11 protein-coding genes are annotated in these 14,483 nt (G+C 63.5%); 6 read left to right on the top strand and 5 right to left on the bottom strand.

Annotation, left to right across the window (positions count from 1 at the left end):
* The first annotated feature begins 119 nt into the window (after positions 1-119).
* The 3 genes from hisG (at position 120) to hisC (ending at position 3,293) form a co-directional block, all read left to right on the top strand.
* Positions 120-755: an ATP phosphoribosyltransferase gene (gene hisG, locus ACUXVH_RS08685; protein WP_011059282.1), complete on the top strand. Its 636-nt coding sequence runs from the start codon at positions 120-122 to the stop codon at positions 753-755.
* A 154-nt stretch (positions 756-909) separates the two neighbouring features.
* Complete coding sequence (gene hisD, locus ACUXVH_RS08680; RefSeq protein ID WP_011059283.1) at positions 910-2,238, top strand: histidinol dehydrogenase; 1,329 nt, start codon at positions 910-912, stop codon at positions 2,236-2,238.
* 2 nt (positions 2,239-2,240) lie between these two features.
* Complete coding sequence (hisC, locus tag ACUXVH_RS08675; RefSeq protein ID WP_011059284.1) at positions 2,241-3,293, top strand: histidinol-phosphate transaminase; 1,053 nt, start codon at positions 2,241-2,243, stop codon at positions 3,291-3,293.
* Between the two features lie 33 nt (positions 3,294-3,326).
* Here hisC and ACUXVH_RS08670 read toward each other — a convergent pair whose 3' ends face one another.
* The 3 genes from ACUXVH_RS08670 to algW form a co-directional block, all read right to left on the bottom strand.
* Positions 3,327-4,055: a DUF4198 domain-containing protein gene (locus ACUXVH_RS08670; protein WP_011059285.1), complete on the bottom strand. Its 729-nt coding sequence runs from the start codon at positions 4,053-4,055 to the stop codon at positions 3,327-3,329.
* Between the two features lie 12 nt (positions 4,056-4,067).
* Positions 4,068-6,173 carry a TonB-dependent siderophore receptor gene (locus ACUXVH_RS08665; protein ID WP_404674061.1) on the bottom strand — a complete coding sequence of 702 codons (2,106 nt, stop codon included), beginning with the start codon at positions 6,171-6,173 and terminating at the stop codon, positions 4,068-4,070.
* Positions 6,174-6,258: 85 nt separating this feature from the next.
* Positions 6,259-7,413, bottom strand: coding sequence for a Do family serine endopeptidase AlgW (algW, locus tag ACUXVH_RS08660; protein ID WP_011059287.1), 1,155 nt, complete (start codon positions 7,411-7,413; stop codon positions 6,259-6,261).
* A 102-nt stretch (positions 7,414-7,515) separates the two neighbouring features.
* Between algW and ACUXVH_RS08655 the strand changes: the two genes are divergently transcribed.
* From ACUXVH_RS08655 to cysN, 3 genes are all read left to right on the top strand, one after another.
* The gene (locus ACUXVH_RS08655) at positions 7,516-8,274 is read left to right on the top strand and encodes a Nif3-like dinuclear metal center hexameric protein (RefSeq protein WP_011059288.1); all 759 of its coding nucleotides are present in this window, start codon (positions 7,516-7,518) and stop codon (positions 8,272-8,274) included.
* A gap of 224 nt (positions 8,275-8,498) precedes the next feature.
* Positions 8,499-9,416 (top strand): sulfate adenylyltransferase subunit CysD, encoded by a 918-nt coding sequence (gene cysD / locus ACUXVH_RS08650; RefSeq protein WP_011059289.1) that lies wholly within the window; start codon positions 8,499-8,501, stop codon positions 9,414-9,416.
* A 9-nt stretch (positions 9,417-9,425) separates the two neighbouring features.
* The gene (gene cysN, locus ACUXVH_RS08645; RefSeq protein WP_011059290.1) at positions 9,426-11,324 is read left to right on the top strand and encodes a sulfate adenylyltransferase subunit CysN; all 1,899 of its coding nucleotides are present in this window, start codon (positions 9,426-9,428) and stop codon (positions 11,322-11,324) included.
* 121 nt (positions 11,325-11,445) lie between these two features.
* On the opposite strand, the gene ACUXVH_RS08640 is transcribed toward cysN, so the two are convergent.
* Both ACUXVH_RS08640 and pta read right to left on the bottom strand, forming a co-directional pair.
* Positions 11,446-12,351 carry an acyltransferase gene (locus ACUXVH_RS08640; RefSeq protein ID WP_011059291.1) on the bottom strand — a complete coding sequence of 302 codons (906 nt, stop codon included), beginning with the start codon at positions 12,349-12,351 and terminating at the stop codon, positions 11,446-11,448.
* Positions 12,352-14,451: a phosphate acetyltransferase gene (gene pta / locus ACUXVH_RS08635; protein ID WP_019096051.1), complete on the bottom strand. Its 2,100-nt coding sequence runs from the start codon at positions 14,449-14,451 to the stop codon at positions 12,352-12,354. It lies immediately after the preceding gene.
* Positions 14,452-14,483: the final 32 nt, after the last annotated feature.

Raw genomic sequence — 14,483 nt, 5'->3', positions numbered from 1 at the left:
GGCACAGGGAGGTGCCCACTGCCGAATCTGTTCCACGTCGAGCCTGTCTTCAGGCTCGACGCATGTCTGGCGCCGTTTGCGTCCGGGCATCAGTCGCCGCATAAGGACTTACGTTACTCATGTTGACCATCGCACTGTCCAAGGGCCGTATCCTCGACGACACGCTGCCGCTTCTGGCTGAAGCGGGCATCGTGCCAACCGAGAATCCGGACAAGAGCCGCAAACTGATCATCCCCACGACCCAGGACGATGTCCGCCTGTTGATCGTGCGTGCCACTGACGTGCCGACCTATGTCGAGCATGGCGCTGCCGACCTCGGGGTGGCCGGCAAGGACGTCCTGATGGAATACACCGGCCAGGGCCTGTATGAGCCACTGGACCTGCAGATTGCCCAGTGCAAGCTGATGACTGCCGGTGCCATTGGCGCCGCAGAACCCAAGGGCCGCCTGCGCGTGGCCACCAAGTTCGTCAACGTAGCCAAGCGCTACTACGCCGAGCAGGGTCGTCAGGTGGACATCATCAAGCTCTACGGTTCCATGGAGTTGGCGCCGCTGATCGGCCTGGCCGACAAGATCATCGACGTGGTCGACACCGGCAATACCCTGCGGGCCAACGGCCTGGAACCCCAGGAACTGATTGCTACCATCAGCTCCCGCCTGGTGGTCAACAAGGCATCGATGAAGATGCAGCACGCCCGTATCCAGGCGTTGATCGATACCCTGCGCAAGGCAGTGGAATCGCGACACCGCGGCTGATTCACATGCGTGGCCTTGAGCCGCGCCCATCTATCCGCGTCATAGCCAGAATGCTCAGGTGCCCACGCGGATGGCTTGGTAGTCTTGCGGCGCCTGAGCTTTGCAAATCCAAGCTTGCCCTTTTGTGCATTCGCCAATCATTGAGGCCTTCGCTATGACCGCTCCGACTGCAATTCGCCGACTCAACGCTGCCGACCCGGATTTCGCCCGTCATCTGGATCATCTGCTGAGCTGGGAAAGTGTCTCTGACGATTCGGTCAATCAGCGGGTGCTGGACATCATCAAGGCCGTGCGCGAGCGCGGCGATGCGGCGCTGGTGGAGTTCACCCAGCGTTTCGACGGCTTGCAAGTGGCCTCCATGGCAGACCTGATCCTGCCGCGCGAGCGCCTGGAGCTGGCCCTGACCCGGATCACCGTGGCCCAGCGCGAAGCCCTGGAAAAGGCCGCGGCGCGGGTGCGCAGCTACCACGAGAAGCAGAAACAGGACTCCTGGACCTACACCGAGGCCGACGGCACGGTGCTGGGCCAGAAGGTCACGCCGCTGGACCGCGCCGGGCTGTACGTACCGGGGGGCAAGGCGTCCTACCCGTCGTCGGTGCTGATGAACGCGATTCCGGCCAAGGTGGCGGGCGTTACCGAGGTGGTGATGGTGGTGCCGACCCCGCGTGGCGAGGTCAACGAACTGGTACTGGCTGCCGCCTGCATCGCCGGGGTCGATCGGGTGTTCACCATCGGCGGCGCCCAGGCCGTGGCCGCGCTGGCCTACGGCACCGAAAGCGTGCCCCAGGTGGACAAGGTTGTCGGCCCGGGCAACATCTATGTAGCCACCGCCAAGCGCCACGTGTTCGGCCAGGTCGGCATCGACATGATCGCCGGCCCGTCGGAGATCCTGGTGGTCTGCGACGGCCAGACCGACCCGGACTGGATCGCCATGGACCTGTTCTCCCAGGCCGAGCACGACGAAGACGCCCAGGCGATCCTGGTCAGCCCGGATGCCGAGTTCCTGGATAAAGTCGCGGCAAGCATCGCCAAGCTGCTGCCAACCATGGAGCGCGCGGAAATCATCAACACCTCGATCAATGGCCGTGGAGCCCTGATCAAGGTCCGTGACATGCAGCAAGCCATTGAAGTGGCCAACCGCATTGCCCCCGAGCACCTGGAGCTGTCCGTGGCCGACCCGCAAGCCTGGCTGCCGCAGATCCGCCACGCCGGGGCGATCTTCATGGGCCGCCACACCAGCGAAGCGCTGGGGGATTACTGCGCCGGGCCGAACCACGTGCTGCCGACTTCCGGCACCGCGCGTTTCTCGTCGCCGCTGGGGGTGTATGACTTCCAGAAACGTTCGTCGATCATCTTCTGCTCCGAGCAGGGCGCCTCTGAACTGGGCCGCACCGCCTCGGTGCTGGCCCGTGGCGAGTCGCTGACCGCCCACGCCCGCAGCGCCGAATACCGCATCGTCGATGACCAAGATCAGGGGCAATGAACATGAGCAAATTCTGGAGTCCGTTCGTCAAGAACCTGGTGCCCTACGTGCCGGGCGAACAACCCAAGCTGACCAAGCTGGTCAAGCTCAACACCAATGAAAACCCCTATGGCCCGTCGCCCAGGGCCCTGGCGGCGATGCAGGCCGAACTCAACGACAACCTGCGCCTGTACCCGGACCCCAACAGTGACCTGCTTAAGCAGGCGGTGGCCAGTTACTACGGGGTGCAGGGTAACCAGGTGTTCCTCGGCAACGGTTCCGACGAAGTCCTGGCGCACATTTTCCATGGCCTGCTGCAGCAGGAAAAACCGCTGCTGTTCCCGGACATCAGCTACAGCTTCTACCCGGTGTATTGCGGCCTGTATGGCATCGAGCACGAAGCGGTGCCACTGGACGAGCAGTTCCAGATCCGCGTGGCCGACTACGCCAGGCCCAACGGCGGGATCATCTTCCCCAACCCGAATGCGCCCACCGGCTGCCTGTTGGCCCTGGATGCGGTGGAGCAGATCCTCAAGGCCAGCCCGGATTCCGTGGTGGTGGTGGATGAGGCCTACATCGACTTCGGCGGCCAGACCGCCATCAGCCTGGTGGATCGCTACCCGAACCTGCTAGTGACCCAGACCCTGTCCAAGTCGCGCTCCCTGGCCGGCTTGCGAGTGGGCCTGGCGGTAGGGCACCCGGATCTGATCGAGGCCCTGGAGCGGGTCAAGAACAGCTTCAACTCCTACCCGCTGGATCGCCTGGCGATCGTCGGAGCGGCGGCGGCCTTCGAGGACCGCGAGTACTTCGCCAAGACCTGCCAGCAAGTGATCGACAGTCGCGAATGGGTGGTGGCGCAGTTGCAGGCCAAGGGCTTCGAAGTGCTGCCGTCGGCGGCCAACTTCATCTTTGCCCGCCACCCGCGGCACGACGCAGCCGGCCTGGCGGCCAAGCTGCGCGAGCAAGGGGTGATAGTGCGCCACTTCAAGCAGCAGCGGATCGCTCAGTTCCTGCGAATCAGCATCGGCACACAGGAACAGAACCAGGCGCTGATCGACGGCCTGGGCGAGCTGTAGTCCAGGCGCCTGGCTTCCGAGGCGGCCGTACCTTCATTCGTGGTGCGGCTCGCCGAGGAAGGTCAGGGAGCTGAACAGTCCGCGTGAGGCCACATCCGGGTTGTCCTTGAGCGCTACCTCCAGCTCTGCGGCAATCACGTTCAAGCCTTCGTTCCTCACCAGCACTTGGGCGCGTCCCTGGGCATCGGTCTCGGTGCTCAGGGTGCTCGGTGCATTGCGGTAATCGCCAATCAACTTCACCCCGGCCACCGGCTGCCCATCCAGCAGCACCCGCACCGGCAGGTTCTTGCCCGGGCCGACGGTCAGCGGGTCGACTTCCGGCAGGATCACCAGCTTGAGCTGTTCCAGCTTGGGCAGCTTCGCTCCCGGTTGATAGATCGCCAGGCTGTACTTGTACGTGTGAGTCGAGGCGATGGCCCCCGGGACCTTGCTGCGACCCTGGTTGACCCAGCGCTTGTCCGCGGTTTGCGACCAGGGGCCGTTGTCCAGTGCCACGGCCAGTACCGCCGGCGGCTTGAGCGGTTGCAGGCGTGCGTGGTCCGCCAGGCGTTGCACGGTCACCGGAATCATTCTGGCCGCGCCGTCATAGGCCCAGGCACCGCTGATTTTCTTGGCCTTGAAGGCGTCGTCTTCGGCGCCGTGGCCGTAGATCACTTCGATATTGCCGCGTCGTTGTTCGGTCCACAGGCCGTGGGCCGAGGCCTGGGTGGCGCCCAGTGTGGCGAGCAGGCCCAGCAGGGCGATGGATTTGAGGCTGTGCATGGCGGCTCTCTTCTACAGGTTGAGTGTGAGGCTGAGGGTGAAATTGCGCGGTTCGCCGGGATTGACCCAGTAGTTGCTGTAGGAGCGTTCGTAGTACTTCTCGTCGAACAGGTTGTTCAGGTTCAGGCCCAGGGTCAGGTTGTCGCTGGCCTTGTAGTGGGCCAGCAGGTCCAGGGTGCGGTAGGCGGGCAGCTCGAAGCTGCCTCCGGCCTCGCCCGAGCGGTCGCCGACATAGGTCAGGGCTGCGCCGATGTCCGAGCCCTTGAGCCGGCCGTCCTGGAATTCATAGACCCCCAGCAGGCTGGCGCTGTGCTTGGCCACGCCGAGAATGCGGCTGCCGGCGGGGATTGCCGGGTCGCCCTTGGTGACTTGCGCATCAATCAGCGCATAGGCGCCTATCACGCGCACCGCGTCGGTCAACTGGCCGCTGAACTGCAGGTCGAAGCCCTGGCTGCGGGCCTTGCCCATGGCGCGGCTGGAGTCGGTGCCAGGGTCCAGGGCCAGGACGTTTTCCTTGTCGATATGGAAGGCGGCGAGGGTGGCGCTCAAGCGCTCGTCGAACAGCTCGCTCTTGATCCCCACTTCATAGCCAACGCCTTCCTCGGGCTTGAAGGTCTTGCCGCCCGCATCCAGCCCATTGTTGGGCTTGAACGAGGTGGAGGCGTTGGCGAACAGCCCCACCTGCGGGGTCAGTTGGTAGAGCAGGCCGGCGCGCTGGGTCAGGGCATCGTGGTTCTGGCGGCTGCGCTTGCCGGTGGTGTGGTCGTCGATCTTTTGCTCGAAGTGTTCAAAGCGGGCGCCGACCATGCCTCGCAGGCGGTCAGTGAAGATGATCTGGTCCTGCAGGTTGAGGGCCTGGCTTTCGACATGCTCGAAAAAGTCCGTGCCAGAGCGTTTGCCGTTGGGCTTGGCCTGACCGTAGATCGGGTCGTAGATATCGATGGCATAGGCGCCGCCGGCAATGCTGGTGACCCGCTCGTTCTTGCGGTAGTTCTCGTATTCGCTGCCGATCAGCAGTTCATGCTGCCAACTGCCGAGGTCGAACAGGCCGCGCAGTTCCAGCTGGGTGATGCTGTCATGCCAGTTGTTGTCCCGCTCGCGGTAGCGCCGGTTGACCGTGTGCCGGTCGGCGTTCAGCGGTCGGGTTTCGGAGGCGAAGCCCCAGAGCTTGCCTTCCTTGTAGTGGCTGGCCAGACGCAGTTTCCAGCTGTCATTGAGGTGGTGTTCCAGGGTGGCCTGGAGCATGTTGTTGTGGTTGTCGATGTTGCCGTCATCGGGTTCGCCGAGGAAGGTCGAGCGGGAGACGCCGCTCCAGCGATTGTTCGGGGCCACGATGCCGCGGTCGAAGGTCGAGCTGTGGCGCACCCATTCGCTTTCCAGCAGCAGGCTGGTGTCCGGGTTCAACTGCCAGCTGAAGGAAGGCGCGACGAACACCCGGCGGCTGTCCACGTGGTCGCGAAAGCTGTGGTTGTCCTCCACGGCCAGGTTGACTCGGGACAGCAGGTTGCCCTGGGCATCCAGCGGGGTGTTGAGGTCCAGGGCGGTGCGGTAGCGGTCCCAGCTGCCAGCACTGGTCTGCAAGGTCGCGAAGGCTTCGGGCTGGGGTTTCTTGGTGACGATATTCACCGTGCCGCCGGGGTCGCCACGGCCGTAGAGGCTGGCGGCCGGCCCCTTGAGCACTTCGATGCGCTCGACAGTGGCGGCGTCCGGGGTACTGGGATAGCCGCGGTTGGCGCTGAAGCCGTCCTTGTAGAACTCCGAGGTGGTGAAGCCGCGCACGCTGTATTCATACAGGGTCAGCCCGCCGAAGTTGTTCTGCTTGGAAACCCCGCCGGCAAACTCCAGGGCGCGTTCGACGTTGTTGCTGCCCAGGTCCTTGAGCACGCTGGCGGGGATCACGCTGATGGATTGGGGAATGTCGCGGATCGCCGTATCGGTCTTCGTCGCGCTGGCCGAGCGTGTGGCCCGATAGCCCTTGACCGGGCCCGTGGCGGATTCGTATTCGGTGCTGATACGGGTGGTTTCAAGTTCCAGCGGCTCAGGTTCTTTGGCCAGCAGCGGATCTGCCAGCAGGCCCAGGGTCAGGCCTGCCAAGGGGAGGATTCTTCGGGACGTCATGGGGCTGTTCCAATAGCGATATTGAAACAATATAACATGACTAATGAGAGTGTATGCTGTTAGCCCGGCGTGGCCGGGCCCAGCTTCACTCTTCTTCTTTGACGGGCGCGGGCGGTGGTCGCAGGCCGATTTCTGCCGTCAGCTTGAGTTCCTTGCCGTTGCGCATGACCAGGATCGAGACTTTGTCCGTCGGTTTGATCCGCGCCACCTGGTTCATCGAACGCCGGCCGTCGCCGGCAGGTTCGCCATCGATACTGAGGATCACGTCACCCAGTTGCATCCCGGCTTTCTGCGCCGGGCCGTCGCGGAAGATCCCCGCCACCACGATTCCCGGGCGCCCGGCCAGGCCGAAGGACTCTGCCAGCTCCTGAGTCAAGGGTTGCACTTCGATCCCCAGCCAGCCGCGGATGACCTGGCCGTGCTCGATGATCGACTTCATCACTTCCATGGCCAGCTTGATCGGGATCGCAAAACCGATGCCCTGGGAGCCGCCGGACTTGGAGAAGATCGCGGTGTTGATCCCGGTCAGGTTGCCGTTGGCGTCCACCAGGGCGCCACCGGAGTTGCCCGGGTTGATGGCGGCGTCGGTCTGGATGAAGTCTTCGTAGTTGTTCAGGCCCAGCTGGTTGCGCCCGGTGGCACTGATGATGCCCATGGTCACGGTCTGGCCGACCCCGAACGGGTTGCCGATGGCCAGCGCGACGTCGCCGACGCGGACGTTTTCCGAACGGCCGACGGTGATCGAAGGCAGGTTCTTCAAGTCGATCTTGAGCACCGCCAGGTCGGTTTCCGGATCGCTGCCGATCACCCGGGCCAGGGTCTCGCGGCCGTCCTTGAGGGCCACCACGATCTGCTCGGCACCGGAGGTCACATGGTTGTTGGTCAGCAGGTAGCCCTCGGGGCTCATGATCACCCCCGAGCCCAGGCTCGATTCCATGCGCTGCTGCTTGGGCAGGTTGTCGCCGAAAAAGCGCCTGAACTGCGGGTCTTCAAAGAGCGGGTGAGCCGGCTTGTTGATGACCTTGGTGGTGTACAGGTTGACCACCGCGGGCGCGGCGATCACCACGGCGTCGGCGTAGGACACCGGCCCCTGTTGCGTGCTGGTGGTTTGCGGGGCTTGCTGCAGATTGACGTCGAGGCTGGGCAGGCCCACCCATTGCGGGTAGCGCTGGATAATCAACAACGCGATAAGCACGCCGGCCAGTAGCGGCCAGCCAAAAAAACGCAGAGCCTTGAGCATTGAGCAAGTCCTGGGTGGTTACGAAGGGCTGCGCACGGCCCATAATGTCGCGCATTATACGAGGCCGCGCGTGCCTCTGAACGGGATATTTAGGAGTCTTTTATGGCCGTTGCCCTGAGCACACTGGTGGAAGAAGCGGACCGTTACCTGGGCAGTTCACGTATTGCCGATTACTGCCCCAATGGCCTGCAGGTCGAAGGGCGCCCGCAGGTGATGCGCATCGTCAGTGGCGTGACCGCCAGCCAGGCGTTGCTGGACGCTGCGGTGGAGGCCAAGGCCGACTTGGTGCTGGTGCATCACGGCTACTTCTGGAAGGGCGAGAACCCCTGCATCACCGGCATGAAGCAGCGTAGGCTGAAAACCCTGCTCAAGCACGACATCAGCCTGCTGGCCTATCACCTGCCCCTGGACCTGCACCCGGAAGTGGGCAACAACGTGCAACTGGCCCGTCAGCTGGACATCACCGTGGAAGGCCCGCTGGACCCGGAAAACCCCAAGGTCGTCGGCCTGGTGGGTTCCCTCAGCGAGCCGATGACCGCGCGGGACTTTGCCCGCCGGGTGCAAGAGGCAATGGGGCGAGAGCCGCTGCTGATCGAAGGCAGCGAGATGATCCGTCGGGTCGGCTGGTGCACCGGTGGCGGCCAGGGCTACATCGACCAGGCGGTGCAGGCCGGCGTCGACCTGTACCTCAGTGGCGAAGCCTCGGAGCAGACCTTCCACAGTGCCCGGGAAAACGACATCAGCTTCATTGCCGCCGGCCATCACGCCACCGAGCGTTATGGCGTCCAGGCCCTGGGTGACTACCTGGCCCGGCGCTTTGCCCTGGAGCACCTGTTCATCGATTGCCCCAACCCCATCTGACCCCCGGCAGGAGCCGGCTTGCCGGTCAGCCCGAAGGTGCGCTTGAAAGCGCCTTCGCTGGCAAGCCAGCTCCTGCAGAGCGGCGCCTGGGGCCTAACGGAGCGGTATATTCATATACCGTTTCGTTCTAGTTGGCTCCCTGATTAGAAGCAGGTCGCTGTGCTAGCATGCCCCGCTCGAACACGGCCCGATGGCCGTCCATAAGAAAGCTTTCGTGAGTAGCCATGGTCGACAAACTGACGCATCTGAAACAGCTGGAGGCGGAAAGCATCCACATCATCCGCGAGGTGGCCGCCGAGTTCGACAACCCGGTGATGCTGTACTCCATCGGTAAAGACTCCGCCGTGATGTTGCATCTGGCTCGCAAGGCGTTCTTCCCCGGCAAGCTGCCGTTCCCGGTGATGCACGTCGATACCCAGTGGAAATTCCAGGAAATGTACAAGTTCCGCGACCGCATGGTCGAAGAGCTGGGCCTGGACCTGATCACCCACGTCAACCCGGATGGCGTGGCCCAGGGCATCAACCCTTTCACCCACGGCAGTGCCAAGCACACCGACATCATGAAGACCGAGGGCCTCAAGCAGGCTCTGGACAAACATGGTTTCGACGCCGCGTTCGGCGGTGCCCGCCGCGATGAAGAGAAGTCCCGCGCCAAGGAGCGCGTCTACTCGTTCCGCGACAGCAAGCACCGCTGGGACCCGAAGAACCAGCGCCCCGAGCTGTGGAACGTCTACAACGGCAAGGTCAACAAGGGCGAGTCGATCCGTGTGTTCCCCCTGTCCAACTGGACCGAGCTGGACATCTGGCAGTACATCTACCTCGAAGGCATCCCGATCGTGCCGCTGTACTTCGCCGCCGAGCGTGAAGTGATCGAGAAGAACGGCACCCTGATCATGATCGATGACGAGCGCATCCTCGAGCATCTGTCCGATGAAGAGAAAGCCCGCATCGTCAAAAAGAAAGTACGTTTCCGTACCCTTGGCTGCTACCCGTTGACGGGCGCGGTGGAGTCCGAGGCCGAGAGCCTGACGGACATCATCCAGGAAATGCTCCTGACGCGAACTTCCGAGCGCCAGGGCCGGGTCATCGACCACGATGGCGCCGGCTCAATGGAAGACAAGAAACGTCAAGGTTATTTCTAAGGGGCTGTCATGTCGCATCAATCTGATTTGATCAGCGAGGACATCCTCGCGTACCTGGGCCAGCACGAACGCAAGGAGCTGCTGCGCTTTTTGACCTGCGGTAACGTCGACGACGGCAAGAGCACCCTGATCGGGCGCCTGCTGCACGACTCGAAGATGATCTACGAAGACCATCTGGAAGCCATCACCCGGGACTCGAAGAAGGTCGGCACCACCGGTGACGACATCGACCTGGCGTTGCTGGTCGACGGCCTGCAGGCCGAGCGTGAGCAGGGCATCACCATCGATGTCGCCTACCGCTATTTCTCCACCGCCAAGCGCAAGTTCATCATCGCCGACACCCCCGGCCATGAGCAGTACACCCGCAACATGGCCACTGGTGCATCCACCTGTGACCTGGCGATCATCCTGGTGGACGCCCGCTACGGCGTGCAGACCCAGACCCGTCGCCACAGCTTCATCGCCTCCCTGCTGGGCATCAAGCACATCGTCGTGGCCATCAACAAGATGGACCTCAAGGACTTCGATGAAGGCGTGTTCGAATCGATCAAGGCCGACTACCTGAAGTTCGCCAAGGGCCTGAAGCTGCAGCCCACCAGCCTGCACTTCGTGCCGATGTCGGCGCTCAAGGGCGACAACGTGGTGAACAAGAGCGAGCGCTCGCCCTGGTACACCGGCCAGTCGCTGATGGAAATCCTCGAGACCGTGGAAGTGGCCGGCGACCGCAACTTCACCGACCTGCGTTTCCCGGTGCAGTATGTCAACCGTCCGAACCTGAACTTCCGTGGTTTTGCCGGCACCCTGGCCAGCGGCATTGTGCACAAGGGCGACGAGATCGTCGTATTGCCGTCGGGCAAGAGCAGCCGGGTCAAGTCCATTGTCACCTTCGAAGGTGAACTGGAGCAGGCCGGCCCGGGCCAGGCCGTGACCCTGACCATGGAAGATGAAATCGATATCTCCCGCGGCGACCTGCTGGTGCATGCCGACAACGTGCCGCCGGTCACCGACAGCTTCGAAGCCATGCTGGTATGGATGGCCGAAGAGCCGATGCTGCCGGGCAAGAAGTACGACATCAAGCGCGCCACCAGCTATGTGCCGGGCTCGATTGCCAGCATCCATCACAAGGTCGATGTGAACACCCTGGAAGAGGGCGCGGCCAGCGCGCTGCAACTGAACGAGATCGGCAAGGTCAAGATCAGCCTCGACGCGCCGATTGCCCTGGATGGTTACGAAAGCAATCGCACCACCGGTGCTTTCATCGTCATCGACCGCTTGACCAACGGCACCGTCGGCGCCGGCATGATCATCGCCCAGCCGGTGGCCCATGGCAGCGTCACCCAACACGGCAAGCTGGCTCATGTAGCCACCGAAGAGCGTGCCCAGCGTTTCGGCCAGCAACCGGCTACCGTGCTGTTCAGCGGCCTGTCGGGTGCGGGCAAGAGCACTCTGGCCTACGCGGTCGAGCGCAAGCTGTTCGACATGGGGCGCGCGGTGTATGTGCTCGATGGCCAGAACCTGCGGCATGACCTGAACAAGGGCCTGCCTCAGGACCGTGCCGGGCGTACCGAGAACTGGCGGCGCGCGGCCCATGTGGCCCGTCAGTTCAACGAAGCCGGGCTGCTGACCCTGGCGGCGTTCGTGGCACCGAGTGCCGAAGGGCGCGAGCAGGCCAAGGACCTGATCGGCAAGGAGCGTCTGCTGACGGTCTACGTCCAGGCATCGCCTGCGGTGTGCGCCGAGCGTGATCCGCAGGGCCTGTACGCGGCCGGCGGGGATAACATCCCGGGCGAGTCCTTCCCCTACGACGTGCCGCTCAATGCCGATCTGGTGATCGACACCCAGTCGCTGTCGCTGGAAGAAAGCGTCAAGCAGGTGCTGGACCTGTTGCGCAGCCGCGGCGCGATCTAAGCCATAGCAAAAAAGCCCGCAGCCGAGTGATCGGCTGCGGGCTTTTTTGTGCGCTTCAGATAGCGTTCGCCGGTAAGTAGGGTGCAGGACCGCAGGAGCTGGCTTGCCAGCGAAAAGGCCCTCAGGGTCTTGCCGGATACTCCCGATGCAGCGTTTCGAGCAGCGCATCCTTGTCCAGCCACTGCTGGTTGATCCAGCCCTGGAATTCCTGGCGATAGGCCGTGTCCTGCTCGTAGTTCTTGCCAAGGAACTGCGCCGGGATCTGCACCTCTTCGAAACGCACCACCACATCCTTGACCCTGCCGCACAGCAGGTCCCAGAAACCGGGGCGGCCCGCTGGGTAGTGGATGGTCACATCGATGATCGACTGCAGTTGCTCGCCCATGGCATCCAGGACAAAGGCGATGCCGCCGGCCTTGGGCTTGAGCAGGTAGCGGAACGGCGATTGCTGCTGGGCGTGCTTGGCGTCGGTAAAGCGCGTGCCCTCGACGAAGTTGAAGATGCCCACCGGGTTGTTGCGAAACTTCGCACAGGTCTTGCGCGTGGTTTCCAGGTCCTTGCCTTTCTTTTCCGGGTGCTTCTCCAGGTACGCCTTGGAGTAGCGCTTCATGAACGGAAAGCCCAGGGCCCACCAGGCCAGACCAATCACCGGCACCCAGATCAGCTCCTGCTTGAGGAAGAACTTCAGGGGGCGGATACGCCGGTTGAGCACGTACTGCAGGACCATGATGTCGACCCAGCTCTGGTGGTTGCTGGTGACCAGGTAGGAGTGCTGGTAATCCAGGCCTTCCAGGCCCTGCACGTGCCAACGGGTACGGCATACCAACTGCATCCAGGCCTTGTTGTTGCTGATCCAGGCTTCGTGGGTGTGGTTCATCAGCCACAGGCTCAAGCGCTGGGTGAGGGCGAACGGCAGGGCCTTGACCAACGCCACGCAGAACAGGAACGAGCACAGCAGGATGGTGTTCAGCGCCAACAGGAGCGAGGCGATGACTCCGCGCACCACGGCAGGTAGGAATTCCAGCATTTAGACATCCATAGGTCGGTTGGCGGCTTGAATCGCGGTAAGGGCGATGGTGTAGACGATGTCGTCAACCTGGGCGCCCCGGGGCAGGTCGTTCACCGGTTTGCGCAGGCCTTGCAGCATCGGCCCCAGGCTCACGCAATCGGCGCTGCGTTGCACCGCCTTGTGGGTGGTGTTGCCGGTGTTGAGGTCAGGGAACACGAAGACCGTGGCCTTGCCCGCGACCTGGCTGTTGGGGGCCAGTTGCCGGGCGACGTTTTCGTTGGCCGCGGCGTCGTATTGCAACGGCCCGTCGATCAGCAGCGAACGCTGGGCTTCGTGGGCCAGCAGAGTGGCTTCGCGAACTTTCTCCACTTCTTCGCCGCTGGCCGAGTCGCCGCTGGAGTAGCTGATCATCGCCACGCGCGGGGTGATACCGAAGGCGGCTGCCGAGTCGGCGCTCTGCAGGGCGATTTCCGCCAGCTCGCTGGCGCTGGGGTGCGGGTTCATCACGCAGTCGCCATACACCAGCACTTCCTCGGGGAACAGCATGAAGAACACCGAGGACACCAGGCTGCAGCCCGGCGCGGTCTTGATCAACTGCAGGGCCGGGCGGATGGTGTTGGCAGTGGAGTGGATGACCCCGGAAACCAGGCCATCGACTTCATCCAGGGCCAGCATCACCGTGCCGATCACCACCGGATCCTCCAGCTGCTGCTCGGCCATGGGAGCGTTGAGGCTCTTGCTCTTGCGCAGGGCCACCATGGGCTCCACGTAGCGTTGGCGAATCAGGTCCGGGTCGAGAATCTCCAGGCCTTCGGGCAGTTCGATGCCCTGGGCCCGGGCCACCGCGTGCACGTCCTCGGGCTTGGCCAGCAGCACGCAGCGGGCGATGCCCCGGGCCTGGCAGATGGCGGCGGCCTGCACGGTCAGCGGCTCGCTGCCTTCGGGCAGGACGATACGCTTGTTGGCCTGCTGGGCGCGCTGGATCAACTGGTAGCGGAACACCGCAGGTGACAGGCGCATTTCCCGTGGGGTGCCGCAGCGCTGGTGCAGCCAGTTGGCGTCCAGGTGACTGGCGACGAAGTCGGTGATGATTTCCGCGCGCTCGCGGTCATCGATGGGAATTTCCTTGTTCAGGCCATTGAGCTGGTTGGCGGTGTCGTAGGATCCGGTGCTCACCGAAAGCACTGGCAGGCCGGCGTTCAGGGCGCCCCGGCAGAGCTCCATGATCCGCGGGTCGGGCAGGGTGTCGCTGGTCAGCAGCAGGCCGGCCAGGGGCACGCCGTTGATGGCCGCCAGGCTCACGGCGAGGATGATGTCGTCACGGTCGCCCGGGGTCACCACCAGCACGCCGGGCTTGAGCAGTTCCACGGTGTTGCGCATGGTGCGGGCGCAAATGATGATCTTGGTCATGCGCCGGCTTTCGTAGTCGCCGGCGTTGAGCACCTGGGCGCCCATCAGGTCGGCCACGTCCCGGGTACGCGGGGCATTGAGCTCCGGCTGGAAGGGGATGCACCCCAGCAGGCGGAAGTCGCCGCTGCGCAGCAAGGGCGAATGTTCCTTCAAGCGCGCGGAAAACGCCTCCATGCTTTCGTCGGTGCGCACCTTGTTGAGGATCACCCCCAGCACTTTCGGGTCCCGCGGGCCGCCGAACAGCTGGGCCTGCAACTCGACCCGTCCGGACAGCTCGGTGAGCACTTCGTTTTCCGGGGCGGATACCAGGATCACCTCGGCATCCAGGCTTTTTGCCAGGTGCAGGTTGACCCGGGCGGCGTAGCTGGCACTGCGGGTCGGCACCATGCCTTCGACGATCAATACATCCTTGCCGATGGCCGCCTGCTGGTAGAGGGTGATGATTTCTTCCAGCAACTCATCCAGCTGGCCGTCGCCGAGCATCCGCTCCACATGGGCCAGGCCCAGGGGTTGTGGCGGTTTCAGGCCATGGGTGCGCGCCACCAGTTCGGTGGAACGCTCGGGGCCGGTGTCACCGGGGTGAGGTTGGGCTATGGGTTTGAAGAAGCCGACCTTGAGGCCAGCCCGTTCCAGCGTACGCACCAGCCCGAGGCTGATGGAGGTCAGACCCACTCCAAAATCGGTGGGCGCGATGAAAAAAGTTTGCATGCGAATTCTCAGAAGGTGCATGGCAAAGGCGA

The organism is Pseudomonas sp. 8(2025) (genome assembly GCF_052665325.1).
Note: the sequence above shows the minus strand (reverse complement) of the source record. Positions and strands in the feature narration are given on the sequence as shown.

Coding starts and splice junctions, on each gene's coding strand:
- hisG (WP_011059282.1), top strand. CDS start 120: ATGTTGACCATCGCACTGTCCAAGGGCCGTATCCTCGACGACACGCTG.
- hisD (WP_011059283.1), top strand. CDS start 910: ATGACCGCTCCGACTGCAATTCGCCGACTCAACGCTGCCGACCCGGAT.
- hisC (WP_011059284.1), top strand. CDS start 2,241: ATGAGCAAATTCTGGAGTCCGTTCGTCAAGAACCTGGTGCCCTACGTG.
- ACUXVH_RS08670 (WP_011059285.1), bottom strand. CDS start 4,055: ATGCACAGCCTCAAATCCATCGCCCTGCTGGGCCTGCTCGCCACACTG.
- ACUXVH_RS08665 (WP_404674061.1), bottom strand. CDS start 6,173: ATGACGTCCCGAAGAATCCTCCCCTTGGCAGGCCTGACCCTGGGCCTG.
- algW (WP_011059287.1), bottom strand. CDS start 7,413: ATGCTCAAGGCTCTGCGTTTTTTTGGCTGGCCGCTACTGGCCGGCGTG.
- ACUXVH_RS08655 (WP_011059288.1), top strand. CDS start 7,516: ATGGCCGTTGCCCTGAGCACACTGGTGGAAGAAGCGGACCGTTACCTG.
- cysD (WP_011059289.1), top strand. CDS start 8,499: ATGGTCGACAAACTGACGCATCTGAAACAGCTGGAGGCGGAAAGCATC.
- cysN (WP_011059290.1), top strand. CDS start 9,426: ATGTCGCATCAATCTGATTTGATCAGCGAGGACATCCTCGCGTACCTG.
- ACUXVH_RS08640 (WP_011059291.1), bottom strand. CDS start 12,351: ATGCTGGAATTCCTACCTGCCGTGGTGCGCGGAGTCATCGCCTCGCTC.
- pta (WP_019096051.1), bottom strand. CDS start 14,451: ATGCAAACTTTTTTCATCGCGCCCACCGATTTTGGAGTGGGTCTGACC.